Origin of the sequence: Roseomonas elaeocarpi (assembly GCF_042433915.1) — a bacterium.
Classification (GTDB): domain Bacteria; phylum Pseudomonadota; class Alphaproteobacteria; order Acetobacterales; family Acetobacteraceae; genus Roseomonas; species Roseomonas elaeocarpi.
The window spans coordinates 327,386-351,989 of the sequence record NZ_JBHLUN010000001.1 but is presented as its reverse complement, the minus strand read 5'-3'; the positions used below and the strand labels follow the sequence as shown (position 1 = coordinate 351,989).

General features: G+C 71.8%; 25 protein-coding genes. 11 read left to right on the top strand and 14 right to left on the bottom strand.

The window, feature by feature from the left end; all coding sequences use genetic code 11:
* The first annotated feature begins 8 nt into the window (after positions 1-8).
* A complete protein-coding gene (gene efeO / locus ACFFGY_RS01360; RefSeq protein WP_377042563.1) occupies positions 9-947 on the top strand; it encodes an iron uptake system protein EfeO in 939 nt (312 codons plus the stop codon).
* Between the two features lie 251 nt (positions 948-1,198).
* Here efeO and ACFFGY_RS01355 read toward each other — a convergent pair whose 3' ends face one another.
* The 3 genes from ACFFGY_RS01355 to ACFFGY_RS01345 all read right to left on the bottom strand — a co-directional run bounded on the left by ACFFGY_RS01355 (position 1,199) and on the right by ACFFGY_RS01345 (position 3,178).
* Positions 1,199-1,705 carry a DUF3016 domain-containing protein gene (locus tag ACFFGY_RS01355; RefSeq protein WP_377042562.1) on the bottom strand — a complete coding sequence of 169 codons (507 nt, stop codon included), beginning with the start codon at positions 1,703-1,705 and terminating at the stop codon, positions 1,199-1,201.
* 181 nt (positions 1,706-1,886) lie between these two features.
* On the bottom strand, positions 1,887-2,084 hold the full coding sequence (locus ACFFGY_RS01350; protein ID WP_377042561.1) for a hypothetical protein: 198 nt from the start codon (positions 2,082-2,084) through the stop codon (positions 1,887-1,889).
* Positions 2,085-2,185: 101 nt separating this feature from the next.
* Positions 2,186-3,178, bottom strand: coding sequence for an aldo/keto reductase (locus ACFFGY_RS01345; RefSeq protein ID WP_377042560.1), 993 nt, complete (start codon positions 3,176-3,178; stop codon positions 2,186-2,188).
* A 222-nt stretch (positions 3,179-3,400) separates the two neighbouring features.
* Here ACFFGY_RS01345 and ACFFGY_RS01340 point away from each other — a divergent pair, with 222 nt between their 5' ends.
* Positions 3,401-4,297, top strand: coding sequence for an AraC family transcriptional regulator (locus ACFFGY_RS01340; RefSeq protein ID WP_377042559.1), 897 nt, complete (start codon positions 3,401-3,403; stop codon positions 4,295-4,297).
* A gap of 112 nt (positions 4,298-4,409) precedes the next feature.
* On the opposite strand, the gene ACFFGY_RS01335 is transcribed toward ACFFGY_RS01340, so the two are convergent.
* Both ACFFGY_RS01335 and ACFFGY_RS01330 read right to left on the bottom strand, forming a co-directional pair.
* Positions 4,410-5,183, bottom strand: a complete 774-nt coding sequence (locus ACFFGY_RS01335; protein WP_377042558.1) for an ABC transporter permease subunit — start codon at positions 5,181-5,183, stop codon at positions 4,410-4,412.
* A 54-nt stretch (positions 5,184-5,237) separates the two neighbouring features.
* Complete coding sequence (locus ACFFGY_RS01330; protein WP_377042557.1) at positions 5,238-6,170, bottom strand: extracellular solute-binding protein; 933 nt, start codon at positions 6,168-6,170, stop codon at positions 5,238-5,240.
* Positions 6,171-6,597: 427 nt separating this feature from the next.
* Here ACFFGY_RS01330 and ACFFGY_RS01325 point away from each other — a divergent pair, with 427 nt between their 5' ends.
* Positions 6,598-7,899: a PQQ-dependent sugar dehydrogenase gene (locus tag ACFFGY_RS01325; protein ID WP_377042556.1), complete on the top strand. Its 1,302-nt coding sequence runs from the start codon at positions 6,598-6,600 to the stop codon at positions 7,897-7,899.
* Here ACFFGY_RS01325 and pqqE read toward each other — a convergent pair.
* From pqqE to pqqA, 5 genes are read right to left on the bottom strand one after another with little or no spacing between them, the layout of a single operon-like run.
* Positions 7,886-8,986: a pyrroloquinoline quinone biosynthesis protein PqqE gene (gene pqqE, locus ACFFGY_RS01320; RefSeq protein ID WP_377042555.1), complete on the bottom strand. Its 1,101-nt coding sequence runs from the start codon at positions 8,984-8,986 to the stop codon at positions 7,886-7,888. The two genes, ACFFGY_RS01325 and pqqE, sit on opposite strands and share 14 nt — an antisense overlap.
* A complete protein-coding gene (gene pqqD / locus ACFFGY_RS01315) occupies positions 8,983-9,252 on the bottom strand; it encodes a pyrroloquinoline quinone biosynthesis peptide chaperone PqqD (protein WP_377042554.1) in 270 nt (89 codons plus the stop codon). The genes pqqE and pqqD overlap by 4 nt, the downstream gene beginning before the upstream one ends.
* Positions 9,249-9,989: a pyrroloquinoline-quinone synthase PqqC gene (gene pqqC / locus ACFFGY_RS01310; RefSeq protein ID WP_377042553.1), complete on the bottom strand. Its 741-nt coding sequence runs from the start codon at positions 9,987-9,989 to the stop codon at positions 9,249-9,251. The genes pqqD and pqqC overlap by 4 nt, the downstream gene beginning before the upstream one ends.
* On the bottom strand, positions 9,986-10,918 hold the full coding sequence (pqqB, locus tag ACFFGY_RS01305; protein WP_377042552.1) for a pyrroloquinoline quinone biosynthesis protein PqqB: 933 nt from the start codon (positions 10,916-10,918) through the stop codon (positions 9,986-9,988). Before pqqB ends, pqqC begins: the two co-directional genes overlap by 4 nt.
* Before the next feature lie 52 nt (positions 10,919-10,970).
* Positions 10,971-11,051, bottom strand: coding sequence for a pyrroloquinoline quinone precursor peptide PqqA (pqqA, locus tag ACFFGY_RS01300; protein WP_377042651.1), 81 nt, complete (start codon positions 11,049-11,051; stop codon positions 10,971-10,973).
* Between the two features lie 368 nt (positions 11,052-11,419).
* Between pqqA and ACFFGY_RS01295 the strand changes: the two genes are divergently transcribed.
* From ACFFGY_RS01295 to ACFFGY_RS01280, 4 genes are read left to right on the top strand one after another with little or no spacing between them, the layout of a single operon-like run.
* On the top strand, positions 11,420-11,659 hold the full coding sequence (locus ACFFGY_RS01295) for a hypothetical protein (RefSeq protein WP_377042551.1): 240 nt from the start codon (positions 11,420-11,422) through the stop codon (positions 11,657-11,659).
* A gap of 33 nt (positions 11,660-11,692) precedes the next feature.
* Complete coding sequence (locus tag ACFFGY_RS01290) at positions 11,693-12,178, top strand: (2Fe-2S)-binding protein (RefSeq protein WP_377042550.1); 486 nt, start codon at positions 11,693-11,695, stop codon at positions 12,176-12,178.
* 1 nt (position 12,179) lies between these two features.
* Positions 12,180-13,175: an FAD binding domain-containing protein gene (locus ACFFGY_RS01285; RefSeq protein ID WP_377042549.1), complete on the top strand. Its 996-nt coding sequence runs from the start codon at positions 12,180-12,182 to the stop codon at positions 13,173-13,175.
* Positions 13,176-13,177: 2 nt separating this feature from the next.
* Positions 13,178-15,448 (top strand): xanthine dehydrogenase family protein molybdopterin-binding subunit, encoded by a 2,271-nt coding sequence (locus ACFFGY_RS01280; RefSeq protein WP_377042548.1) that lies wholly within the window; start codon positions 13,178-13,180, stop codon positions 15,446-15,448.
* Positions 15,449-15,559: 111 nt separating this feature from the next.
* Here ACFFGY_RS01280 and ACFFGY_RS01275 read toward each other — a convergent pair whose 3' ends face one another.
* The 4 genes from ACFFGY_RS01275 to ACFFGY_RS01260 form a co-directional block, all read right to left on the bottom strand.
* Positions 15,560-16,420 (bottom strand): HpcH/HpaI aldolase/citrate lyase family protein, encoded by an 861-nt coding sequence (locus ACFFGY_RS01275; protein ID WP_377042547.1) that lies wholly within the window; start codon positions 16,418-16,420, stop codon positions 15,560-15,562.
* Positions 16,421-16,499: 79 nt separating this feature from the next.
* A complete protein-coding gene (locus ACFFGY_RS01270; protein WP_377042545.1) occupies positions 16,500-17,489 on the bottom strand; it encodes a Bug family tripartite tricarboxylate transporter substrate binding protein in 990 nt (329 codons plus the stop codon).
* On the bottom strand, positions 17,486-18,778 hold the full coding sequence (locus ACFFGY_RS01265) for a CaiB/BaiF CoA transferase family protein (RefSeq protein ID WP_377042544.1): 1,293 nt from the start codon (positions 18,776-18,778) through the stop codon (positions 17,486-17,488). The genes ACFFGY_RS01270 and ACFFGY_RS01265 overlap by 4 nt, the downstream gene beginning before the upstream one ends.
* Positions 18,775-19,659: an FAS1-like dehydratase domain-containing protein gene (locus ACFFGY_RS01260; RefSeq protein WP_377042543.1), complete on the bottom strand. Its 885-nt coding sequence runs from the start codon at positions 19,657-19,659 to the stop codon at positions 18,775-18,777. Before ACFFGY_RS01260 ends, ACFFGY_RS01265 begins: the two co-directional genes overlap by 4 nt.
* Positions 19,660-19,758: 99 nt before the next feature.
* On the opposite strand from ACFFGY_RS01260, the gene ACFFGY_RS01255 reads away from it, so the two are divergent.
* The 4 genes from ACFFGY_RS01255 (at position 19,759) to ACFFGY_RS01240 (ending at position 24,501) form a co-directional block, all read left to right on the top strand.
* The gene (locus tag ACFFGY_RS01255; RefSeq protein WP_377042541.1) at positions 19,759-20,670 is read left to right on the top strand and encodes a LysR family transcriptional regulator; all 912 of its coding nucleotides are present in this window, start codon (positions 19,759-19,761) and stop codon (positions 20,668-20,670) included.
* A 209-nt stretch (positions 20,671-20,879) separates the two neighbouring features.
* A complete protein-coding gene (locus ACFFGY_RS01250) occupies positions 20,880-21,689 on the top strand; it encodes an SDR family NAD(P)-dependent oxidoreductase (protein WP_377042540.1) in 810 nt (269 codons plus the stop codon).
* A 243-nt stretch (positions 21,690-21,932) separates the two neighbouring features.
* Positions 21,933-23,567: an ABC transporter substrate-binding protein gene (locus ACFFGY_RS01245; protein WP_377042539.1), complete on the top strand. Its 1,635-nt coding sequence runs from the start codon at positions 21,933-21,935 to the stop codon at positions 23,565-23,567.
* 37 nt (positions 23,568-23,604) lie between these two features.
* Complete coding sequence (locus ACFFGY_RS01240; RefSeq protein ID WP_377042538.1) at positions 23,605-24,501, top strand: alpha/beta hydrolase; 897 nt, start codon at positions 23,605-23,607, stop codon at positions 24,499-24,501.
* Positions 24,502-24,604 lie beyond the last annotated feature (103 nt).

Below are 24,604 nucleotides of genomic sequence, written 5' to 3'. Positions count from 1 at the left end.
CGCATCCCATGAAGGACACCGCGACCATGCGAAGCCATTCCCCCTCCGCGCCGCCGCGCCCCCGCCCGTCACCCGCGCGGCGGGTTCTCGCGCGTGGCGCGGTGGCGGTGGCGCTGCTGGGCTGGAGCCTGATGGCCCCGGCGCCGCTGGGCGGTCCTCTCGGTGCCGGCCAGGCCTGGGCCGCGGGTCCCGCCGTCGCCCCGGCCGAACTCGCCGAGCCGCTGGCGCAGTACAAGCTCTACGTCCTGCGCGAGGCCCGTTCGCTGGTGAACAAGGTCGACGCCTTCACCGCCGCCATCAGGGCCGGTGACCTCGACACGGCGCGCAAGCTCTACGCGCCCACGCGCCTGCCCTACGAGCGCATCGAACCCATTGCCGAGCTGTTCAGCGATCTCGATACAAGCATCGACAGCCGCGCCGACGACCATGCCGAGGCCGAGAAGGACCCGGGCTTCACCGGCTTCCACCGCCTGGAATACGGGTTGTTCCACGAGAACTCGACCGAAGGGCTGGCGCCGGTCGCCGACAAGCTCAAGGCCGACGTGGCCGAGCTGCAGGGCCGCATCGCCGCGCTGACGCTGCCGCCGGAAAAGGTGGTGGGCGGCGCCGCGGCGCTGATCGAGGAAGTGGCCGCCACCAAGATTTCCGGCGAGGAGGAGCGCTACAGCGGCACCGACCTATGGGACTTCCAGGCCAATATGGAGGGCGCGCGCAAGATCGTGGAGCTGCTGCGTCCCCTGCTGGCGCGCGCGGACGCGGCGCTGCTGGCCAAGGTCGAGGCGAACTTCGGTAGCGTCGACGCCGTGCTGCGCAAGTATCGCACGGGCGACGAGGGCTTCGGGAACTATGAGAGCCTGACCACCGCCGACCGCAACGCGCTGCAAGGCCCGGTGACGGAGCTGGCGGAAGACCTGTCGCGCCTGCGCGGCACGCTCGGACTGAGCTGAGCCAAGCGCGCGACGCCTGAACGGCCGTTCCGGCGCGGCCGGAGGCGAGGCCGCGACGTGGGAAGGCGCCGCGATGCCGCGCCTTTCCCGGCCGCGGCACCGCCACCGGTGACGCGCCACGGAAGCCGTTGTCCGGCCGGCGCTGTCAGGGTCGGCAGACGAACCGTTGTCAGGCGCGCCTGGGTTGCCAGAACCGGCGGACGACCCGCCGCAGTTTCAGCCGTGGGGAAAACCCGCGGACCGTTCCGCCCTCACGGCGTCCGGCCGCTGAACTTCGCGTGGAACCAGTCGTCGAGCATGGCCTTTTCCGAGAACAACCGGTCGCCGGAGGTCAGGCGACCCGGGCGCATCTCGAAGGTCTGGTCATGGACGTCGTCCTCGCCCGACCGGATCACCCGGTCTCCCTCGACGAGGCGGTAGCGCAGCCGGATGCGGGGCCAGGTCGCCGACGTCACGATGCGCGTGCTCTGCGCGTCGATGCGCCAGGGCTCGTAGCGCCCCGCCAGATCGACGTCGGTGACCTCCACCTCGAGCGTCTGCCCCGCCGGCAGCCCGCGCCCGGCCAGCCGTTCAATGAAGCGGGCCAGCTCCTGCAGGGCCGGTGCGTCCGCGCCGACGCGGTGATCCCCGTTGATGCTGGCGTCGGTGAAGCGCTCCGGCGCCACGAAGCGCACGCTCGCCTCGCCCGCGCGGGCGTCCTGGAGCGCCACCATCCCGGCGAGCAGGGAACCGAGCAAGGCAGGACCGATGCGAAGCAAGAACCTCTCCGACCATCATGGGAACACCGCTCCCCAGATGGGATGCCCGGCCTCATTCCCAACCTCGCTGCCGGAAAACAGGCCGGACCAGCCCCCACCCCCGTCTCCGTCGCCAGCTTTGGCCCGAGCACCGTCGCGAGCCGAGGCCTGCCAAGGGGCTGCCCTCCGGCGGGCGCGGCGCTCAGCCTTGCACCGAGAACTTGCCGAGCCACAGCGTCAGCCGGTTCGCCCAGTTCAAGAAGGCGGCACCGTGGATCACGTCGGCGATCTCGAACTCGTCCAGCCCCGTCACGAAAGCCGCCACGGCGAAGCGGTGCCGGAGCGGCACAGCAGCGGGTCCGGCGGGCGTGCCGCCCGCGACCGAGCAGGTGGCCTGCAACGCCCTGCCTTGCAGTTGCGGGGCCGGCGGGGTGGCGGCGAACCGCCCCGGCGCGACCCGTCGCCGCCCCTGGTGTCCGGCAGTCCGCCGCGTCGCGCAGCCTAGAGCTTGACGGTCGCCATCCCGGCCGCCGCGTAGCGCGGGCCCGCCGTGCCGCCATTCGGCGCCACCGCCTCGATCGCCGCGAGGTCCTCCGCGGTGAGCGTGACGTCGGGGGCGCCCGCGCTGTCGCGCAGCGTTTCGCTGCGCTTCACGCCGGGGATCGGCACGATGTCGTCGCCCTGCGCCAGCAGCCAGGCCAGGGCGACCTGCGCGTTGGACACGCCGTGGCGCGCGGCCACCGCCGCGATCGCGTCCACGATCGCGAGGTTCTTCGGCATGTTCTCAGGTGAGTAGCGCGGGTCGTTGCGCCGCCAGTCACCGGCGGGCAGCTCGTCCAGGCTGCGGATGCCCCCCGCCAGGAAGCCGCGGCCGAGCGGGCTGTAGGGCACGAAGCCGATGCCGTTCTCCCGACAGGCGGCGAGGACGTCACCCTCGACGTCGCGCTCCCAGATCGAATACTCGCTCTGCAACGCCGCGATCGGATGCACCTTGGCCGCGCGCCGCACCGTCGCGGCAGCCGCTTCGGAGAGCCCCAGGAAGCGCACCTTGCCCTCCCGCACGAGCTCGGCCATGCCGCCCACCGTTTCCTCGATCGGCACGTTGGGATCGACGCGGTGCTGGTAGAACAGGTCGATCGTGTCGATGCCAAGCCGCTTCAGCGATCCCTCGCAGGCACGGCGCGCGTTCTCCGGGCTGCCGTCGATCCCGGCCGGCCTGTTCCCGTCCCAGCGCATCGCGAACTTCGTCGCGATCACCAGCCCCTCGCGCCGGCCCTTGATCGCCGCGCCGACGAGCTCCTCGTTGCGGAAGGGCCCGTACATCTCGGCGGTGTCGAAGAAGGTGATGCCAAGGTCGATCGCCTCGTGGATCGTGCGCGTCGACACCGCATCGTCGGCGGTGCCGTAGTTGATGTTGCCCTCGCGGATCATGGGCATGCAGCCGATGCCGATCGCCGACACCTCGAGACCCTGGCCAAGCCTGCGGTACTTCATGGGGTCATCCTTTCCGAAACCTGCGCGCCGCGACGCGGCGCCGGCGCGAACCGCCCGCCGCACCCGCCATCCCGGCACCGGCGACCAGATCGGCGCCGCCCCTGTTTCCGCAAAGCCCGATCGTCTCGATCTCTTGCCCGATCCTCTCACCGATGCCCTGTGGCACCCCGTGGGAGGCGGAACCCACTTGCCTCCGCCGCGGCACGGCGCGATGGGGGAAGCATGCAGGACCAGCTGACACGGATGCGCGAGATCGCGGAGCGCCACGCCGAGGGCCTGCGTCACCAGACCGGCCTGCCGCGCGTGCTGGTGCACAGCGGCCAGGTCACGCCCAGTCCGACGCACGGCCTCTACGAGCCCTCGCTCGTCCTGGTTCTGCAGGGCGCCAAGCAGATCACGGTCGGCCGGCGCACCCTGCGCTACGACCCGGCGAACTACTTCATCGCGACCGTCGAGTTCCCGGCCTCGAGCTGGGTGATCGAGGGCACCCGGGCGCAGCCCTACCTGGCCTTCAGCCTGAAGCTGGACCGGGCGGCGCTGTGCTCGCTGATCCTGGACATGCCGCCCGCCCCCGAGGGCGAAACCACCGGCTTCGCGGTCAGCGCCGTGACGCCCGACCTGCTCGACGCCCTGTCGCGCCTGCTGCGGCTGCTCGACACGCCCGACGACATCCCGGTGCTCGCGCCGGTGCATGAGCGCGAGGTGCTCTACCGCCTCCTGAAGGGGCCGCAGGGCGGCGCGCTGCGCCAGGTCGCCCGCGCCGACAGCCAGCTGAGCCAGGTCCGTCGCGCGATCGCCTGGATCCGGGCGCATTTCGACGAGGCGCTGCGCGTGGAACAGCTCGCCGAGCTCGCGGGGATGAGCCCGGCCTCGTTTCACCGCCACTTCAAGGCGGCCACGGCGATGAGCCCACTCCAGTACCAGAAGATGCTCCGCCTCCAGGAAGCCCGCCAGCTCCTCGGCAGCAGCGCCGACGTCGCCCGCGCCGGGCACATGGTCGGCTACGGCAGCGCGTCGCAGTTCAGCCGCGAATACGCCCGCATGTTCGGCGCCCCGCCGGGACGCGACACGGAACGCCTGCGCGGCCGCAGGGGCGCGGACGCCTCGAGCGCCGGCTGAGACCAGGGGCACCGCTCCGGAACTGGCGGCGGCCGCGAAGCATCTTTCCCCCGATGCTCCGCCGCGGCGGGGCGGGGATGCTGCCGGACGCGCGTCGAATGGCGCTAGGGCATCAGCGCCGCCGCCGGAAGGCCCCCAGGACGGGCAGCGGCAGAGTCATGAGCAGCAGGACCCAGAGCAGGGCGTAAACGGCATCCAGCCCCTCGTCCTGCAGATCCACGTAGAGCTTCACCGGGATCCCTTGTGGGAAGTAGGCGAAGACCATGACGATGCCGAACTCGCCGATGAGCCGCACCCAGGCGAGCACCAGCCCGCCCAGCAGCCCGCGCGCGGCGAGCGGCAGCGTGACGCGGCGAAACGTCTGCCAGCCATTGGCACCAAGGCTCTGCGCGGCCTGTTCCGCGACGGGGCTGAAGGCCTCGAAAGCATTGCGCGCCGCCAGCACGTAGTAGCCGATGCCGGCATAGACCTGCGCCAGCACGAAGGCGGCGGGATTGTTGTTGAGCGTCAGCCCGAGCCGCGCCAGCCCGCCCCCCACGCTGCCGTAGGGGCCGTAAACCGACACGAGCAGGATGCCCATGGCCAGCGGCGGCGTCGCGGCCGTGGCGAGCACGAGGGCGTCCACCAGCGGCCGGATGGCCGCGCGCGTGCGGGCCTGCCAGAGCGCCAGCGGCGTTCCGAGCAGGGCGATCGCGACGATCGCCACCAGCCCCAGCCCGAACGAGGTTCCCACCGCGCGCGCATCGCCGTAGGCCAGGGTGAAATCCCGCCAGGATGTTTCCCGCAGCAGGGTGGCGAAGGGGGCCAGCATCAGCAGGCAGGCCGGGATGAGCAGCCAGGCGAGCACGCGCGGCGCGGAAGACCTGGGCAGGGGTCCGGTGGTCATGTTCCGTGGTCCGGCGCGGCCGGAACGGGAGGGACCCGTCCGGCCGCACTGCGGTCAGGGGGCGAGGTTGTCGCCCTTGGGCGGTCCGTAGCCGTTTTCGCGCAGCAGCGCCTGCCCTTCGGCCGAGGTCATGAAGCTGACGAACCGGCGGGCCTCGTCCGGGTGCGGGGCGTTGCGCAGCACGGTGGCGTAGAACACCAGCGGCTGGGTGTGCAGCACCTGCTCCTTGCCGTCATGGCCCTTGATGCTGAAGGAAACGGTGTCGTACCACTGCCGTGCCATGGCCGGGTTGCTCAGGTTGATCTCGTCGGGCAGCACGACGTAGGGCAGATGCGCCGAGATCGTGGCGCTCTCGTAGCCGCCCGCCGCATCGATCTGGCCGGCCCGCAGGCGCGTCAGCAGCCCGCCCTCGCCGGAAATCTGCGCCTCGTTCTGCGGGTCGCCGAGGATGGCATGGGCGAGGCCGGGCTGGCGGTAATACTTCTCGGCGAGCAGCGTCGTGAAGATGATGTTCTGACCGCCGGGATCGGAGGCCGGGTCCGTGCGGCCGAGATGAAAGCCCGGCGTCATCAGGATCTTCCACCAGGGCTCGGCGGGCGAGGGCCGGGAGGCCGCCTCGAAGCGCGCCGCGTAGGGCCCTTGCGGATTATAGGCGATGACCATGCGCGTGCTGGCGACCGGCACCGCCTCGTCCATCAGCCCCGCTTCCTTGAGGATGCTCATCGGCCCCGGCGTGATGGAAACGAAGACGTCCGCGGTGACCTTGTGGGAGGCGAGCAGCCGGGCCATGCCGTAGGCACCCTCTCCCTGCCCCTCATAGGTCAGGTGTTCCTGCCGGGCGAAGGCCGGGCCCAGGGCCTTGTCCATGACGACGCCCATGGAACCCGCATAGGTGACGCGGAACGCCTCGTCGGCATGGGAGGGCGCGGCGGCGCCGGTGAGCAGCAGGCCCCCCAGCACGGCCGAGAGCAGACGCTTGCGGTACATGACTTCTCCGCTCGATCACGATATTCCCGAACGGGAACAGCGGTTAGCAGACGCAGCATGGCTTGGCCATGGCACGCACCCGGCAAACGACGCCGAGCGGCAGCCCCTTCGACCCAGGCGGCACGCGGCCGGTCGGGGAGCCGCGTGCGAGGCTGCCGCCGCGGCTTCGGCGGATCGTGTCCGGAGGGGGCCTGCGGCCGCACGGGATGTCCAGGGGCGGAGGCGCCGGCGAACGGGTCTCCAGGCTCACCCACCGGCACCCGCAGCCTGGTTGCGGGCGGGAACCCGTCAGCCGCGGCGGCATCCCGGGCCGCGAGCGGAGCCGCCCACCGAGCGAGAGGGTGATGATGTTCCGCCTGGCCGGGGCTTGATCAACCGGAGACCGGCTGATCTTCTGCCAGCAAGGCTCACGACAGGAGCGGCCCCTTTGAGTTTCACAGGTATCTTCGCGCAGCTCGTGGCCGCGGTCGGCTCCGCCACGGTGGCGGTCCGCCGCATGACCGACGGGACGCCGACGCCGGCCTGGGGCAAGGCCCCCGCCATCCCGACGGCCAAGCCGCAGGGTGCCATCCCGACCCTCAAGATGCCGACGGCCCGGGGCTGGCACGGCGGACGCAAGCCGATCGCGGCACCGGGGCTGAAGGTCAACGCCTTCGCGACTGACCTGGAACACCCGCGCTGGCTCTGCGTCCTGCCCAACGGCGACGTGCTGGTGGCGGAGTCCAGCAGCGTCACCAGGCCCGCCAAGAACCTGTGGGACTATGCCCAGGTCGCGACCATGAAGCGCGCCGCCGCCATGGGCGTCAGCGCCAACCGCATCACCCTGCTGCGCGACGCCGACGGCGACGGCATCGCCGAGATCCGGCACAGCTTCCTGGAAAACCTCAACCAGCCCTTCGGCATGGCGCTGGTGGGCAACACCTTCTACGTCGGCAACACCGACGGCCTCGTGGCCTTCCCCTACGAGCCGGGCGCCAACAGCATCAAGGCACCGGGGCGCAAGATCTGCGACTTCAAGCCCGGCGGCCACTGGACGCGCAGCCTGCTGGTCAGCCCGGACCAGACCAAGCTCTTCGTCGGCGTCGGCTCGATGACCAACATCGCCGACAACGGCATGGAGGAAGAAGAAGGCCGCGCCGCGATCCACGTGATCGACCTCGCCACCGAACAGCGCCGCATCTTCGCCACCGGCCTGCGCAACGCCGTGGGCATGGCGTGGGAGCCCAAGACCGGCGCGCTCTGGACCGTGGTGAACGAGCGCGACGGCCTGGGCGACGAAACCCCGCCGGACTACCTGACCAGCGTGGTCGACGGCGGCTTCTACGGCTGGCCCTACTGCTACTGGGACCGCATCGTCGACGACCGGGTGCCGCAGGACGCCGCCAAGGTCGCCAGCGCCATCACCCCGGACTACGCGCTGGGCGGACATACCGCCTCGCTCGGCCTGTGCTGGCTGCCGGAAGGCACGCTGCCCGGCTTCCCCGAGGGCATGGCGATCGGCCAGCACGGTTCCTGGAACCGCAGCCTGCTCAGCGGCTACAAGCTGGTCTTCGTGCCCTTCGCCGACGGCCACCCGAGCGGCCCGCCGCGCGACATCCTGTCGGGCTTCCTGGCACCCGACGAGAAGGAGTCCTACGGCCGCCCGGTGGGCGTGCACATGGGCCCGGACGGCGCGGTGCTGATGGTGGACGACGTCGGCGACGTCGTGTGGCGCGTCACCGCCGGTTGACGCGCCAGACCAGCTCCGGCGCCGGCGCCTCGCTGGCGGCCAGCGCCGCCAGCACCCGCTGATGATGGGGCGAGCGTTCGCAGACCGGGTCGGCGGCCGCAGCGTCGCCGGCCAGCGCCAGCGCCTGGCATCGGCAGCCGCCCCAGTCGCGCTCCTTCAGGGCACAGGAGCGGCATTCCGCCGGCATCCAGTCGGTGCCGCGGAAGCGGTTGAACGCCTCCGAGTGCTGCCAGATCTCGCCCAGCGCGTGTTCCCGCACGGAGGGGAACAGCATGCCCGGGATGGTTTCGGCGGCGTGACAGGGCAGCGCCAGACCTGACGGCGAGATGTTGACGAAGCGCTGCGCCCAGCCACCCATGCAGGGCTTGGGCTGCGTCGCATGGTAGTCGGGCGTGACGTAGTCGATCGCCATCCGCCCTGCGTGACGAAGGCGCGCGGCCTCGACGGCGGCGGTCGCCGCTTCCAGCTGCGCGGCGCTGGGCAGCAGCGCGTCGCGGTTCACCAGCCCCCAGCCGTAATACTGCGTATGGGCGATCTCCACCCGGCGCGCGCCGAGCTCCGCAGCCAGCTCGATCATGGCGCCGACATTCGCGACGTTCTCGCGGTGCACCACGAAGTTGACCGTCAGCGCCAGGTCGGCCGCGCGGATCATGCGGGCCGCGGCCAGCTTGCGCGCCTGCGCGCCCCGTAGCCCGCCGATGCGCTCGGCGCTGTCGGCGTCGACATCCTGGAAGCTGAGCTGGACGTGATCGAGCCCGGCCTCGATCAGCGCGGCCAGCCGCCCCTCGGTCAGGGTGACGCCGGAGGTGATCAGGTTGCTGTAAAGATCGACCGCCCGGGCGTGGCGCACCAGTTCCTCGAGGTCGCGCCGCACCATCGGCTCGCCGCCGGAAAAATGCACCTGCAGCACGCCGAGATCCGCGGCCTCGCTCAGCACGCGCTTCCAGGCCGCGGTGTCCAGCTCGCGTGCCGTGTGCTCCAGCTCGAGCGGGTTGGAGCAGTAGGGACAGGCCAGCGGGCAGCGATGCGTCAACTCCGCCAGCAGCGACATCGGCGGCGCGATCACGGGCGCGGCCACAACCGTCATGCCCGAATCATCCCCTTGCCCGCGAGGTCTTCCAGCATCGCCAGCACGTCACCGGCGATCAGCTCGCGCGGCGCGTCGTAGCGCCCGGCCAGCAGGTCGACGATGGCGGCGATGCTGCGCGCGCCATCCACCAGCCGCAGGATGGCGGTGGCCTGCTCGTCCGGCTGGAACAGCCGCTCCGGCGCCAACAGGGCCCAGCTCTCGCGGGCCTTGTCGTAGCGCAAGCGGACGCCGGGGGCGAAGCGCGGGACGCCTGCCTCGGTCACGGCCGCCAGGCACCCGGCGGAATATGGCCCGGCGCGACGTAGGCGTAGTCCAGCGCGTCCAGCTGCGCCCAGAGCACGCCGCACTTGAAGCGCAGCGCGTCCAGCACCGCCTCCTGATCCCCGGCGCTGCAGGCGTGCCGCTTCACGTAGTCCAGCGCGAACTCCACGTCCTTGGGCGCCTGGGTGAGGCGCGGCGTGAAGTAGGCCAGCGTTTCGGGCGTGACGAAACTGTAGTGGCGCAGCATGCCCGACACGCGCTCGCTGATGATATTGGGCGAGAACATCTCGGTCAGCGAGGAGGCGATCGCCTCCAGGATCGGGCGGTCGCGGACGAAGTTGACGTAGGCATCCACCGCGTGGCGCGTGCCCGGCAGGATACCCTTGGTGGAAACGACGTAGTCGCGATCGAGCCCGAGCCCGTCCGTCAGCTTCAGCCAGCGGGCGATGCCGCCGTTCTGCTCGGCGCCCTCGGGCTGCACGTCGCCGTCATGGTCCTCGATGCGGCTCCGCCACAGGCGGCGCAGCGCCGGGTCCGGCAGGCGGGCCACCAGGAAGGCGTCCTTCGCCGGGATGCGGGACTGGTAGTAGAAGCGGTTCAGCGCCCAGGCCTGCACCTGATGCCGCTGCAGCCGTCCGTCGTGCAGCGCGCGGTGGAATGGATGGAGGTTGTGGTAGCGCTCGGCGCCGATCTGGCGCAGTGCGGCCTCCAGCGCCTCGGGGGAAAGCGGGCTCGTCATTCCAGCGTCAGCTCCATGCCGTCATGGGCGACCTCCCAGCCGGCGGCCAGCGCCGCGGCGCGTTCCGGTGAGTCGTCCAGCAGGACAGGGTTCGAGTTGTTGATGTGGATGAACACCTTGCGTGCCACCCCCAGTTCGGCGAAGGCGCGCAACGAGCCCGCCGGCCCCTCGGCCGAGATATGCCCCATGCGCTGGCCGGTCTTGGGGCCGAGGCCGGCGCGGATCATCTCGTCGTCCCGCCACAGCGTGCCGTCGAACAGCACGAGCCGCGCATTGCGCAGCCTTTCCGACAGCGCCGGGGTCATGGCCGCGCAGCCGGGGATGTAGAACATCCGCTCGCGCCCGTCGCTGATGGCGACGCCGACCGTGCCGCCGTCTTCCGCATCCAGCGCCAGCGTCCCGTCGGCCGCCGGTTCCATGTAGAGCGGCACCTTGCCGGGCACGGGAAAGAGCATCGCGCTGAGCCCGGTCTCGCCGCCATCCGCGTCACGCAGCGGGAACCAGCTGTGCAGCGGCACCACCTCACGCGGCACGGTGTCGCGGTTCAGCGCCTCGAAGATCGGATTGGCGTCGAGCAGCGCGTGCACCTCGGCGGTGGCCAGCAGGCGCAGCGGCTGCCGCTCGCGCAGGGTCAGGAGGCCGGTGACGGTGTCGACCTCGCCGCCGGTCAGCAGCACGCCGCTGATGGGGGTGGAGCGCAGGCCCTCCCGCGGATGCAGGCAGCGGTTCTCCGCGATCTGCTGCCGCAGGTCGGGCGACGCGTTCAACACGTACCAGGAACGGTTGTCGGCGCTGACGGCGATCGAGGCCTGGTGGCGCGGCAGGGCCGCCGGGTCCCCGGCGCGGGCGCGATTGCAGGCGGGGGCATTGGAATTCCACTGGGGGAAGCCGCCACCAGCGGCCGCCCCCAGCACCACGGCACGGATCATGGCCGGGTCGGACGCGCGACGCTGCCCGTCAGCAAGCGGGCAGCGTCAGGTCTCACTTCTTCTCGGCGCAGACGTAGGTGTTGACTTCGGCACCCAAGGCAACTTCGACGATCTTGGGGGTCTTCCAGGCCATGTGGGTCTCCTTTGCGGGGCAAACAGCAGAACGGAAAGCTTACGGGGAGAGTTCCGGGCCAGCTAGAGCAAATCAGCCGGAACGGACCCGGCCCGCGCTCGAGCAGTCGATCCGCCCCTCGTGATGGGACCCGTCCCACCGCTCCAGGCGCGCTTCGGCCGAAGCGCGTGAGGCCGGGCGCCCGTCCTGCCACTCCGCCATGGGGTGACACGGTTCGCCGGCAGCCAAACCGACGGGCAGCGGGCGCATCCTGAGTATCCCGCCATTCCACGTGGAACTCCTGGTTGCCGAAGGGGTTCTGAGGCTGTGGGGCGCGGTTGACGCGCCTCGCAGCAACCCGCCGTGCCGCGAAGCGGAAGGAGCGTCGCATGAGAGCCGCCGTGTTCCATGGGGTCGGCGACGCTCGCCGGGATAGCGTGCCCGAGCCGGCCATCCGCCGGCCCACCGACGCCACCCATCCTCTGGTGGAGCGAGTGAACAACGGCAGCACCAACCCGACCTCCATCATCACCCGGCAGGAGCCGATGACGGACGTGATCGAGGCCTATCGCCAGTTCGAACAGCGCCGCCCCGACCGGATCAAGGTCGAGCTGAACCCCGCCGCGTAGCAACCCTAGCACCATCGGCAAGGAAACGGAGCCATGGACATCCTGCTCAAGGTGAATGGGGGCGAGCACCGCCTCGCAGTGGACGTTCGCACCACGCTGCTGGACGCGCTGCGGGAACGGCTGAACCTGACCGGCAGCAAGAAGGGCTGCGACCTCGGCCAGTGCGGCGCCTGCACGGTGCTGATGGACGGGCGCCGCGTGCTGTCCTGCCTGACGCTGGCGGTGGCGGCGCAGGGCGCCGAGATCACCACGATCGAGGGCCTGGCCGGAGAGCACGACCCGCTGCACCCGATGCAGCAGGCCTTCCTGGAGCACGACGCCTACCAGTGCGGCTATTGCACGCCCGGGCAGATCCTGTCCGCCATCGCCTGCGTCGAGGAAGGCCATGCCGACACGCCGGAGGATATCCGCGAGTACATGAGCGGCAACCTGTGCCGCTGCGCCGCTTACCCGAAGATCGTGGCGGCGGTGCAGCAGGCCAGGCCACTGATGGCCAGGCCGATGACGGAGGGGCGCTGAGATGCGGCCCTTCTCCTACGACGTGGCGCCCGACGCGCCGGCGGCGCTGCGGCTGGGGGCCGCGCCCGGTGCGCAGTTCCTGGCGGGCGGCACCAACCTGCTGGACCTGATGAAGATCGGCGTCGCGCAACCGGCGGCGCTGGTGAACATCGGCCCGCTGCGTGCCACTCACGGCAGCATCGAGGCGGAGGCCGGCGGGCTGCGCCTGGGCGCGCTGGCGCACATGGCCGAGGCCGCGGAACACCCGGCCGTGCTGCGCGACTACCCCGCGATCGCGCAATCGCTGAAGCTCGCCGCCAGCCAGCAGCTGCGCAACATGGCGACGCTGGGCGGCAACGTGCTGCAGCGGACGCGCTGCAACTACTTCCGTGATCCGAGCTGGCGCGAATGCAACAAGCGCGAGCCCGGCAGCGGCTGCGCCGCGCTGCATGGCGTCAACCGCCGCCTGGCCGTGCTCGGCACCAGCGAACACTGCATCGCGCATTACCCCGGCGACTTCGCCAACGTGCTGGCCGCCCTGGGCGCGGAGGTGGAGCTGCTGACCGAGGATGGTTCCACGCGCCGCATCCCCTTCGAGGCGCTGCACCGCCTGCCCGGCGACCGGCCCGACCTGGAAACCAACCTCCAGGCCGGTGAGCTGATCGCCGCCTTCCACGTGCCCGCCGGCCCCTGGACGCGGCGCTCGCTCTACCTGAAAATCCGCGACCGGGAATCCTACGACTTCGCCCAGGCCTCCGCCGCGGTGGCACTGCACATCGAGGACGGCGTGGTGCGCGACGCGCGCATCGGGCTGGGCGGCGTCGCCACCAAGCCCTGGCGCGCCCACGCGGCCGAGGACGCGCTGCGCGGACAACCAGTCGACGAGAACGTGGCGCGCGCGGCGGCGGAAGCCGCCTTCCGCGACGCCGTCACCCATGGCGAGAATGATTTCAAGCCGGAGCTCGGGCGCCGCACGCTGGTGCGCGCGCTGCTCCAGGCCGCGGCGATGGAGATCTGACGATGCCCGACGGCAATCTCCCCGACGGAAAGCTGATCGGCCGCCCTGCCATCCGCGTCGACGGCCGCGCCAAGGTCACCGGCCGCGCCCGCTACGCTTCGGACGAGGTGGTGGCCAATCCGGCGCACGCCTTCCTGGTCACCAGCAGCATCGCGCGCGGCCGCATCCGCGGCTTCGACCTCGCGGCGGCGCGCGCGGTGCCCGGCGTGCTGGACATCCTGACGCACGAGAATGTCGGCGACGAGGCGCGGAAGCCCAAGCCGATGTCGGGCGAGGACACCACCACCACGCTGGAATCCGACCGCGTCTGGCATGACGGCCAGATCATCGCGGTCGTGCTGGCCGACAGTTTCGAGGCCGCGCGGGAAGCCGCGCACAAGGTGCGCGTGGACTACGAGGCGGAAGCGCCCGCCGCCACGTTTGGCAGCCCCGGCGCGCAGGAGGAGGTGCGCAAGGAGGGCGAGCACCACGACTACCGCGTGGGCGATGCCGAGGCCGCCTTTGCCGCGGCGGAGGTGCGGCTGGACGCGCGCTACGGCACGCCGACGCAGCACCACAACGCCATCGAGCTGTTCACCACCACCTGCGAATGGCGCGACGGCAAGCTCACGGTCTACGAGCCGAGCCAGTTCGTCTACGGCCTGCGTGGCAGCCTGGCCAAACAGCTGGGCATGGAGGCCGGCGACATCCACGTGGTGTCGCGCTTCGTCGGCGGTGCCTTCGGGGCCAAGGGCGGTATCACCGCGCGCACGGCCTGGATCGCGGTGGCGGCGCGGCGGCTGAACCGCCCGGTGCGGCTGGTGCCGACGCGCGACCAGGGCTTCACCATCGCGACCTACCGGGCGGAAACGCGCCACCACGTGCAGCTCGGCGCCACGCGCGACGGCAAGCTCACCGCCTTCCGGCACGAGGGCTGGGAAGTGACCTCGCGCCCTTCGCAGTACAACGTATCGGGCACCGAGACCACGGCGCGCATCTACCGCTGCCCGAACATCCTGACCAAGGTGAACATCGTCCACGCCGACCGCAACACGCCGGGCTTCATGCGCGCCCCGCCCGACACGCCCTACATGTTCGCGCTGGAATCCGCGATGGACGAGCTGGCGGCCGCGCTGGACATGGACCCGGTGGAGCTGCGGCGGATCAACGACACCCAGACCGATCCGGTCACGGGCAAGCCCTACAGCTCCCGCTCGCTGATGCGCTGCTTCGACGAGGGCGCGGCGCACTTCGGCTGGGCGGGGCGCGACCGTCGCCCGGGCACGATGCGCGACGGCGACTGGCTGGTGGGCTGGGGCTGCGCCACGGCGGCCTACCCGGCCAATATCGGCCCCGCCGCGGCGCGCGTGACGCTGACGCCGGAAGGGCGGGCGCGGGTGCAGATCGCGGCGCACGACATCGGCAACGGCGCCTATACCGTGGTCGCCATGATGGCCGCCGATCGGCTGGGCCTGCCGATCGACAAGGTGGTGGTGGAGATGGGCGGCTCCGAACTGCCGGCGGCAGGCCTCGCCGCCGGCTCCAGTCACACCGCCGGCATCACCCATGCCGTCGCCAAGGCCTGCGAGGGCGTGCGCGCGCGGCTGGCAGAGGCCGCGGTGCTGAGCAACGACGGCGCCCTGGCTGGGCTGGACCCGGCCGCCGTGACGCTGGCCGGCGGCACCCTGCGCGGCCCTGGCGGCGAGGCGGAGGAACTGCCCAAGGCGCTGGCCCGCGTCGCCTCCGGCGTGCTGGAGGTTTATGCCGAGAACGTGCCGCAAGGCCTGCCGCCGGAAGCGATGGGCAAGATCTACGAGGGTCAGATGGCCATGTCGCGCGGCCACAGCCGGGAGGACGCCACCACCTATGCCTTCGGCGCGCAGTTCGTGGAGGTGCGGGTGCACGCGCTGACCCGCGAGGTGCGGGCGCCGCGCGCGGTGGGGGCCTTCGCCTCCCCCACCATCATCAACCCGCTGACGGCGCACAGCCAGTACATGGGCGGCATGATCTGGGGCATCGGCGCCGCGCTGCACGAGGCCACCGAGATCGACCCGCAGGCGGCGCGCTATACCAACGACAACATCGCCGAGTACCTGATCCCGGTGAACGCCGATGTCCGCAGCATCGAGGTGATCATGGTGCCGGAAGAGGACAGCCAAGTGAACCCGCTGGGCATCAAGGGCCTCGGCGAGATCGGCATCGTCGGCATGAACGCCGCCGTCGCCAACGCGGTGTGGCACGCCACGGGCACGCGTGTCCGCGACCTGCCCATCCGGATCGAGGACCTGCTGTGAGGCCGGCACCGAGCCGGCCGCACGAGAGGTCCGCGGGCTGAGAGGGCGCTTTCGGCACCCTCACGCCTCCACCCCCGAGGATGGCTTAACCGCCATCCGGCGCCAGGACGATCAGACGCTCCCCTCCGCTGCCGCCACGAGGCGGCGGGCGCGGCGCAGGATCGGCTCGTCCACCATGCGCCCGTCCACGGTGAAGGAGCCGCGCCCCTCGCGCGCCGCCTCCTCCGCCGCGGCGAGCTGCCGGCGCGCCAGCGCGAGCTCCGCCTCACCGGGCGAGAAGGCGGCGTTGAGCACCGGCACCAGCGCCGGATGGATGCAGCTGGCCCCCGTGAAGCCGGAGCGGCGCGCCTGCTCCGCCACGCTTCGCACGGCTTCGGGGTCGCGGAAGTCGGCGACGCTGCCCAGCGTGCCGAGTGGCGCGATGCCGGCGGCGGCGGCGGCCAGCACCATCTGGCGCTTGACGCCGACCATCAGCGGGTCGTCGGCGGTGCTGCCGCATTCCGCCGCCAGGTCCTCCGCCCCCACCAGCATCCCCACGATCCGCGGCGAGGCGGCGGCGATCGCCTCCAGGCGCAGCGCGGCGCGCGGGGTTTCCACCACCGGCACCAGCGCCGTCGGGGCCCGGCGCGGCGTGCCGGGCGGGCGCTCCGCCTCGAGCTCGTCCAGCAACTCCGCCACCAGGGCCACGTGCTCAGGCCCGTGCACCTTGGTCAGCAGCACGCCGTCGACGCCCGCGGCCACGGCGGCGACGAGGTCCGGCACCGCCAGGCGCAGGGGACGGTTGACGCGCGCCAGCACCGCCATCCGATCCGCGCCGGCACGGCAGGTGGCCACCGCCCCGGCCAGCGCGTCGCGCGCTTCCGCCTTGTTGGCCAGCGGCACGCTGTCCTCCAGGTCGAGGATCACGGCATCGGCCCCGGTGGCCGCGGCCTTGTTCACGAAGCGCGCGACGTTGGCCGGCACGTAGAGCATCGAGCGCCAAGGGGCTGCACCTGTGACAGCACCTGGGGCGGCCCCCGAGGCGGCGTGATGGTTCCCGTTCATGCGCGCCTCAGTCCGCCGTCACGCCGGCGTCGCGGATCAGCTTGCCCCAGCGCGGCACCTCGGTCCGGATGAAGCTGCCGAAGGCATCCGGCGTCATCGGGTCGGGATGGGCCCCTTCCTGCTCCAGCCGGTTGATCACCGCGGGCGAGCGCAGCACCTCGTTGATCTCGCGGTTGAGGCGCTCCACGATCGGGGCCGGCGTGTTGCGCGGGGCGGCGATGCCGTACCAGGGCTGCACGTCGAAGCCCGGCGCCACGGTTTCGGCCACCGTCGGCAACTCGGGCAGCGAGGCTACGCGATTGGCACTGGTGACGGCCAGCGCGCGCAGGAGGCCGTCGCGCACCAGTGGCATCACGGTCGGCGCGCCGCCCAGCGTCAGGTCGACGTAGCCCGCCACCAGGTCGTTCATGCCCTGTGCCAGCCCGCGATAGGGCACGTGCTCCATCTTGGTGTCGGTGGCCTGCAGGAAGGCCAGCATCGCGATGTGCCCGGCCGATCCGTTGCCGGCGGAGCAGTAGCGCAGCTTGCCCGGGTTGGCGCGGGCATAGGCCACCAGCGCCTGCACGTCGCCGAAGGGCTGCTTCGGGTTGACCACCACGACGTTGGGCAGGCTGGCGATCATCGCCACGGGCGCGAAGTCGCGCACCGGGTCGTAGGGCAGGCGCGGGTAGATCGCCGGGTTCACCGCCAGCGTGCCGATATGGCCCAGCAGCAGCGTGTAGCCGTCGGGCGTGGCATGGGCCACGAGCTCGGAGCCCACCGACCCGCCGGCGCCGGCGCGGTTCTCCACCACCACCGGCTGCTTCAGGCGGGGCGAGAGCTGATCGGCGATGGCGCGGCCCAGATTGTCGTTGGCGGCCCCCGGCGGAAAGGGCACCACGAGGCGGATCGGCTGGTTGGGCCAGTCGCCGCCGGGCTGCGCCAGTGCCGGCGCCCGCAGCAGTCCGGCGCCTGCGCCCAGAACGAGGCCGCCGAGCAGGAGGGCACGGCGCCTCATGACGCGGGCACCTCGGGCGAGGCCCCCTGAGACGACGCCCCCTCAGGCGAGACCCCTTCGGGCGACACCCCGGCGCGCGCCGCCAGCAGGCGCCGCGCTTCCGCCTCGTCGTAGCCCAGCTCGCGCAGGATTTCCGGCCCGTGCTCACCCAGCCGTGGTGCCATGCGCGATGGCGCCACCCCGGACTCCCCGTATCGGCTCGCGTGTCGCAGTCCCAGCATCGCGTCCTCCCCGTTTTCGTTTTTTTCTTTGGTCACCACGCCGGAAGCCCGCAGCTGCGGGTCCTCCAGCAGCGATTGCAGCGTGTGGCAGGGCATGGCCGGCACGTCGTGGCGGCGCAGCACCTCCACCCATTCCGCGGTGGGGCGCTCCAGCATCGCCTCGGCGCGCAGGCGGAAAAAGGCGTCGACGTGGATGATGCGCGCCGCCACCGTGCTGAAGCGCGGGTCCTCCGCCAGATCCTGCCGCCCGGTGGCCTCGAAGAAGGCGCGCACCTGGGCATCGGTGTTGGCGGACACGCAGATGAAGCCGTCGCGCGTGCGCAGCGGCCGCGCATCGGGCGACATGATGCGCGGGTCGCCCATGTGGCCGTCCCGGTCGAAGGTGCGCTGGTCCAGGTGCTGCATCAGCACGAAGCCGGCCATGGTCTCGAACATCGGCACCTCGATCGCCTGCCCGCGGCCGCTGCCGGCGCGGGCCAGCAGCGCGGCGCAGATCGCCTGCGCGGCGGTGATGCCGGTGACGTGGTCGGCCAGCACGAAGGGCGCGAAGCGCGGCTCGCCGAAGGGTTCCACATGGGCGCCCGCCACGCCGGACAGGCCCTGGATGATGGTGTCGTAGGCCGGCGCGCCCTCGTATGGGCCGCCGCCGAGGAAGCCCACGATCGTGCAGTGCACCAGCCGGGGGTTGAGCGCCGAGAGCGCCTCCCAGCCGAGCCCGAGCCTCCCCAGCGCGCGGGGGCGCATGTTGCTGACGAACACGTCCGCCCGCTCCGCCAGGCGCCGCATCACCTCGCGCCCTTCCCCCGTCTTGAGGTCCAGCACGACGGAGCGCTTGTTGCGGTTGAAGTGGAGGAACTTCGGCGACAGCCCGGGCTCGCGCGGCCGGCCGCCCAGGCGGCGCATGACGTCGCCCTCGGGCGGCTCCACCTTGATGACCTCGGCCCCCTGCTCGCCCAGGATCAGCGTGGCGGTGGGCCCGACGATGGTGCTGGTGACGTCGAGCACCCGCAGCCCGGCGAGCGGGCCGCGGCCGGCCACGGGCGCCGCCTCCGGGTCCGCCACGCTCACGCGCCCTCCCCCGGCCGGTCCGAGGCCTCCGCCGTGGCGATCGGGCGCCCCTTGCCGTCCAGGGCCCAGAGGCGGACGCTGCCGTCCCCTTCCTGCTTACCCAGGAGTTCCCCCGCGGCGCCCAGGAAGAAGGGGCGCACGTTGCGCACCGCCAGCCGGCCCAGGCGGTTGCCAGGCAGCAGGCGCTTGGCCAGTTCGCCGAAGCGCAGCGCGGTCAGGCCGCCATTCACCACGAGGTTCGGGTAGCCCTCCTGTTCCCGCGTGTAGGGCAGGTCGTAGTGGATGCGGTGGCCGTTGAAGGTCAGCGCCGAGTAGCGGAACAGCGTCACCGGGTCCGGGGCGTAGGGCTCGCGCAGGTCCGGCTCCGGCAGGGCGGCTTCCTGCACCGGCGGCGGCGCGCCGGCGCCGGGCGGTGCCTCGGGGCGGTAAACGATGTCGTGCTCCTCGCGCAGCACGACCTGTCCGTCGGCGGCGACGGCGTGCTCGACGCGCACGAACACCATCTCGCCCGAGCGTCCGGTCTTGTGGGTGATCGCGGCCACTGTGGACGTGCGGCGCAGGGCGCTGCCGATCGGCAGCGGCGCCAGGAAGCGCAGCCGGCGGCCGGCGAACATCCGGCGCGGCAGCGGCACCGGCGGCAGGAAGTCGCCCTTGCGCGGGTGCCCGTCGGGGCCGAGCTGCGACTGTCCCGCGACCGGCGTGAAGAACAGCGTGTGCCAGTTCTCCGGCAGGGCGTCGCCGCGGCGGAAGCGGTCCGGGTCGAGGTCCAGCAGCGCCGCCATGCGGCGCACCAGCGGCAGGCTGGCCTCGTCCTCCGCCACCTCCTCGCGCCCGACCCAGTCCTGCAGGCGTGCGACATCGTCGGCGGTACTGCTGTTCATGCGTTTTCTCCCGCGCGCAGCATGGGGGCGGCGGCAGCGGATGCGTCCAATGCAAAGGCGTGACGCTTCGATCAGCCTGGCGCATCATAGCCTCCTCCGATGCACCTCGACCTGCCCGGCCTCGAAGCCTTCCTGGCGATCGCCGAACTCGGCTCCTTCCACCGCGCGGCGCAGCGGCTGGGCCTGAGCCAGCCGGCGCTGACGCGGCGCATGCAGCGCCTGGAAGCGGTGGTGGGGCAGCCGCTGCTGCTGCGCACCGGGCGGCCGGTGCAGCTGACGCCGGCCGGCAGCGCCCTGCTGCCCGAAGCGCGCGACGCCCTGACCCGGCTGAGCGACGCGCTGCGCCGGGCCGGCAGCCGGGAGGCTTCGCAGGCGGTGCGGCTGGGCTGCCTGCCCACGCTCGCGGTGCGCTACCTGGCGCCGGTGCTGGCGCAGCACCGCCGGCGCTGGCGCGGCGAGGTGGTGGTGTACGACAGCTCCGCCACCGAGATCCGCGCCCTGCTGGAGCGCAACGAGCTGGACTTCGCCCTGGCCGCGGTCGGCTCGGAAAGCTGGAAGGTGGAAGCCGAGCCGCTGCTGGAGGAGCCGTTCTTCCTGATCTGCCCGCACGACCACCGGCTGGCACGGCAGGCCTCGGTGTCCTGGGCGGAGCTGGGGCGGGAGCCGCTGGTCTCGATCGGACCGCTCAGCGAGAACCGGCGGATCATCGAGGCCTCGCTGGCGCGCGCCGAGGTGTCGGCCAGCTGGCGCATCGAGGTGCGCCACCTCGGCACCGCCGTGGCGCTGGTGGCGTCCGGTGCCGGCCTGACCGTCCTGCCCGCCTCGGCCGTGCATGGCCCGGCCGGGTACGGCCTGGCCAGGGTGCCGCTGGTGGAGCCGGCGGTGTCACGCAGCATCGGCCTGCTGAAGCCCCGCGACCGCGTGCTGGGCCCGGCGGCCCGGGCGCTGATAACGGAGCTGCGCGCGGCCCTGCTGGACGCCGGGCCTGACGCGGCCAACCGCCCGGCCTGAGGCCGCCTTTCGCGAGCGCCCAGCTGGGCGCGCCCCGGGGCGAGGTCGCCATGATACCGGGTGGTGGATGGATGCCGTGCCGGGCCTCCATGCGGATCCAGGGCGATGCCCGGTCGCCGGCCGCGCGAACCCGGCCTGTCTGGCGATGCGACCGTGGCACCGGCCGCGCGTTACCCGATGGGGCAACACAACGGCGGAAAGAACCACACATGGCCAGAGCAGGATTTGCCGTGGTGACGGGGGCTTCGAGCGGCATCGGGCTGGAGCTCGCCAGGCAGTTCGCCAGCCACGGCTTCGATCTGCTGGTGACCTCCCGCGGCCAGGGTCTCGACGAGGCGGCAGCGATGCTGCGCGACCTGGGCGCCGAGGTCACCGTCGCACCCGCCGACCTGTCGACCGAGGAGGGCGTCGAGGCGCTGGTTCGGGCCATCCAGGACACCGGCCGCCCGCTGGACGCGCTCGCCATCAACGCCGGCATCGGTGCGGGCGGCGCCTTCGTGCCGGGCGTCGCCGATCGCACCACGGCGCTCGAGGACGAGCTCTCGCTCCTGCGGCTGAACGTCGTCGCGGTGGTCCACCTGGCCAAGCGCCTGCTGCCCGCCATGGTGCAGCGCGGCGAGGGGCGCGTCCTGTTCACCTCCTCCATCTCCGGCACCACGCCCGTGCCCTTCGAGGCCGTCTACGGCGCCTCCAAGGCCTTCGTGCTGTCTTTCGCCGAGGCCATCCGCACCGAGCTCAAGGACAGCGGCGTCACCGTCACCACCCTGCTGCCGCAGCAGACCGAAACGGCATTCTTCCACAAGGCCGGCGAGGACGACACGAAAGTCGGCGCCGGGCCGAAGGCCGATCCGGCCGATGTCGCCTGCCAGGGCTTCGAGGCGCTGATGGCGGGACGCGACAAGGTCTTCGGCGGCGGCCTCGCCGTCAGCTTCGAGGGCCGCGTCCTGAACCGGGTGCTGCCTGACAGCATCAAGGCGGAGCGGCACGCCCGCCTTTCCGAACCGGGATCGGCGAACTAGGCTGTGGCCTTCATTACCACCACCAGATGACGACTCGGAGCTCAACAAGGCTGAGGTGAGGCGTCGGGGAGGAATGACACTCCCCGCTCCCCATGACCTCCGCGCGGCGGCGGAACCGCCGCTGCCGTGGAAGCAGCCGAAGGGCGGGCGGCCGCGGGCAGCGGATCGGGCGGCCCCGGCAGGTATCCTGCTTGTGCTGCGGACGGGCATCCTGTGTGGTCACGAGCGCCGGGGACACCGCCCATGACAGGATTCACCGCCAGACTGGCCCGTCGCTCGCTGCTGCCGGCGCTGGTCCTCCTCCTGGGCGCCGCCGCCCCGCCCGCCGGCGCGCAAACGCTGCGCATCGCGCTGTCCGCCGAAACCACCTCGGCCGATCCGCTGAACTACTCGCTGACGCCGAACAACACCCTGCGCCAGCACGTTTTCGAGGCGCTGGTGGACCTGGATGCGGATCTGACCGTCCGGCCCGCCCTGGCCGAGAGCTGGACGCGGAACGGCGACCGCGAATGGACCTTCCGGCTACGCCCCGGCGTGCGGTTCCACAACGGCCAGCCCTTCACGGCGGCCGACGTGCTCTTCACCTTCTGCCGTGCCCAGAACAACAAGGACGAGGTCGTCCAGTCCTACTCCCGCATCGTGCGCCGGCTGGAAAAGGTGGAGGTGCTGGACGAGCACAGCATCCGCGTCACCACCAGGGAGCCCGAGCCGCTGCTGCTGAGCGACATCAGCAACCTGACGATCCTGCCGCAAAGCCTGATCAACCAGGCCAGGCTGGACTTCTCAAAGGGCGAGGACTGCGGCTTCGCCGGCCCCTGGCCGTCCGCCGCGCAGTTCAACGACACCTCCGCCGCCATCGGCACCGGCCCCTACAAGCTGGCGAGCTACAGCCGCAACGCCGTCACCGAGCTGCGGCGCAACGAGGATTACTGGGGCGAGAAGCCGCAGTGGCAGGTGGTGCGCCTGACGCCGGTCACCGCCGCCGGGCCGCGCCTCGCCGCGCTGCTGGCGGGCGACTACGACGTGATCGAGAGCCCCGCCACCGGCGACCTGCCGCGCCTGCGGGAAAATACGGGCTTCCGCATCGCCACCAAGCCGACCACGCGGCAGATCTTCATCCAGTTCGACACCGGCCGCAGCCCCAGCCCCTTCGTCAACGGCGGCGAGGGCAAGAACCCGCTGCAGGACGCGCGGGTGCGGCAGGCGCTGTCGCTCGCCATCGACCGCAAGACCATCGAGACCCGGGTGATGGACGGCATCGCCCTGCCGGCCGCGCAGTTCCTGCCCGACGGCATGGCCGGCACCATCCCCGGCCTGCCGGTGCTGCCCTACGACCCCGCGAAGGCCAGGGAGCTGTTGAAGCAGGCGGGCTACGCCGACGGCTTCTCCTTCACCTTTCATGCCACCAACAACCGCTACATCAACGATGCCAGGCTGGCGCAGGTGCTGGCGCAGTACTGGCAGCGCATCGGCGTGAAGGTGGAGCTGGACACCATGCCCTCCTCCGTCTTCTTCGGCCGCCGCGGCAAGCGGGAGTTCAGCGTCGCCATGGGCGGCTGGGGCTCGGATGCGGCGGAAACGCTGATGTTCTTCCGCACCTGGCTGATGACCAGCGATCCGGCGCGTGGCCTCGGCACCAGCAACTATGGCGGCTGGTCCGACCCGCGCTTCGACGCGCTGGCCGGTCGGGCCATGGGCACCATGGACGACGCCTCGCGCGTCGCGCTGCTGCAGGAAGCAGGCAAGGTGGCGCTGGAACAGATGCCGGTGATTCCGGTCCAGTTCGAAAGCGCGGTCTGGGCCTTCCGCAAGGGCCTGGCCTATCCTGGCCGCGTGGACCAGACCACGATGGCGACCGAGGTCACGGCCGCCGAATGATGCTGCGCCGCGCGCCGCCCTTCAGCAGGACTGTTCGATGAGCTTTGCCGATACCCTGGCCCAGGCGCTCGCCGCCCCCGGCCGTGCCGCAATCCCCTTCACCGACGAGGCCGGCGACCCGACGCGGCCGCTGGTGCTGCACACCTACCGCCCCGCCAGCTTCACGCCGGACAGCCCGGTGGTGCTGGTGCAGCACGGCATGAACCGCAACGGCGACGACTACCGTGACTTCTGGATCCCCGCCGCCGACCGGCACGGGTTGCTGATCGTGGCGCCCAATTTCGACAACGCGAACTACCCGGGCGCAGAGGTCTACAACAACGGCCATGTTCTGCTGAAGGACGGCACGGTGCAGCCGCGCGAGAAGTGGGGCTACGCCATTCCCGCGCGGGTCTTCGCCTGGCTCCGGCAGGCCGGCATCACGCGGCGGGAGAAGGCCCATTTCTTCGGCCATTCGGCCGGCGGGCAGTTCGGCCACCGCATGGCCTCCACCCAGCCGCTGGACATCTTCGAGGCCATCGCGGTCGGCAACCCCGGCTGGTACACGCTTCCGACGCTGGAGCGGAACTTCCCCGACGGCCTGGGCGGCATCGGACTCGGCGAGGCGGAGCTGCTGCGCCTGCTGCGCTTTCCGCTGCTGATCCTGGCGGGCGAGCAGGATATCGAGACCTCCGGCCCCAGCTTGCCGGCCAATCCGGGCGCCCTCGCGCAGGGGCCGCACCGCTTCGCCCGCGCGCACAACTACCTGGCCGCCGGACAGGCCGAAGCGGCGCGGCGCGGCGTGGCCTGCAACTGGACGCTGGTGCCGGTGCCGCATATCGGCCACGACGGCGACGTCATCTCCCGCGTCTGCGCCAGCCTGTGGTTCGACGGGGCCATGCCGGACGACGCCGCGCTGCGTGGCTGGAGCAAGGTCGAGGCCGGCGCGCTCTGACACCGGTGCCGCGCGGCCTCGGGCCCGCTCGCGGGATCCGTGCTCCCCGCGCCACCCTTCATCCCAGGACACGAGGAAGTTCCATGCCTCCATGTCCGTCGCG

Coding starts and splice junctions, on each gene's coding strand:
- ACFFGY_RS01255 (WP_377042541.1), top strand. CDS start 19,759: ATGCACCTCGACCTGCCCGGCCTCGAAGCCTTCCTGGCGATCGCCGAA.
- ACFFGY_RS01280 (WP_377042548.1), top strand. CDS start 13,178: ATGCCCGACGGCAATCTCCCCGACGGAAAGCTGATCGGCCGCCCTGCC.
- ACFFGY_RS01260 (WP_377042543.1), bottom strand. CDS start 19,659: ATGAACAGCAGTACCGCCGACGATGTCGCACGCCTGCAGGACTGGGTC.
- ACFFGY_RS01285 (WP_377042549.1), top strand. CDS start 12,180: ATGCGGCCCTTCTCCTACGACGTGGCGCCCGACGCGCCGGCGGCGCTG.
- pqqE (WP_377042555.1), bottom strand. CDS start 8,986: ATGACGGTTGTGGCCGCGCCCGTGATCGCGCCGCCGATGTCGCTGCTG.
- ACFFGY_RS01250 (WP_377042540.1), top strand. CDS start 20,880: ATGGCCAGAGCAGGATTTGCCGTGGTGACGGGGGCTTCGAGCGGCATC.
- ACFFGY_RS01240 (WP_377042538.1), top strand. CDS start 23,605: ATGAGCTTTGCCGATACCCTGGCCCAGGCGCTCGCCGCCCCCGGCCGT.
- ACFFGY_RS01295 (WP_377042551.1), top strand. CDS start 11,420: ATGAGAGCCGCCGTGTTCCATGGGGTCGGCGACGCTCGCCGGGATAGC.
- ACFFGY_RS01335 (WP_377042558.1), bottom strand. CDS start 5,183: ATGACCACCGGACCCCTGCCCAGGTCTTCCGCGCCGCGCGTGCTCGCC.
- ACFFGY_RS01330 (WP_377042557.1), bottom strand. CDS start 6,170: ATGTACCGCAAGCGTCTGCTCTCGGCCGTGCTGGGGGGCCTGCTGCTC.
- efeO (WP_377042563.1), top strand. CDS start 9: ATGAAGGACACCGCGACCATGCGAAGCCATTCCCCCTCCGCGCCGCCG.
- pqqA (WP_377042651.1), bottom strand. CDS start 11,051: ATGGCCTGGAAGACCCCCAAGATCGTCGAAGTTGCCTTGGGTGCCGAA.
- pqqC (WP_377042553.1), bottom strand. CDS start 9,989: ATGACGAGCCCGCTTTCCCCCGAGGCGCTGGAGGCCGCACTGCGCCAG.
- ACFFGY_RS01275 (WP_377042547.1), bottom strand. CDS start 16,420: ATGCTCTACGTGCCGGCCAACGTCGCGCGCTTCGTGAACAAGGCCGCG.
- ACFFGY_RS01340 (WP_377042559.1), top strand. CDS start 3,401: ATGCAGGACCAGCTGACACGGATGCGCGAGATCGCGGAGCGCCACGCC.
- ACFFGY_RS01245 (WP_377042539.1), top strand. CDS start 21,933: ATGACAGGATTCACCGCCAGACTGGCCCGTCGCTCGCTGCTGCCGGCG.
- pqqB (WP_377042552.1), bottom strand. CDS start 10,918: ATGATCCGTGCCGTGGTGCTGGGGGCGGCCGCTGGTGGCGGCTTCCCC.
- ACFFGY_RS01290 (WP_377042550.1), top strand. CDS start 11,693: ATGGACATCCTGCTCAAGGTGAATGGGGGCGAGCACCGCCTCGCAGTG.
- ACFFGY_RS01345 (WP_377042560.1), bottom strand. CDS start 3,178: ATGAAGTACCGCAGGCTTGGCCAGGGTCTCGAGGTGTCGGCGATCGGC.
- ACFFGY_RS01270 (WP_377042545.1), bottom strand. CDS start 17,489: ATGAGGCGCCGTGCCCTCCTGCTCGGCGGCCTCGTTCTGGGCGCAGGC.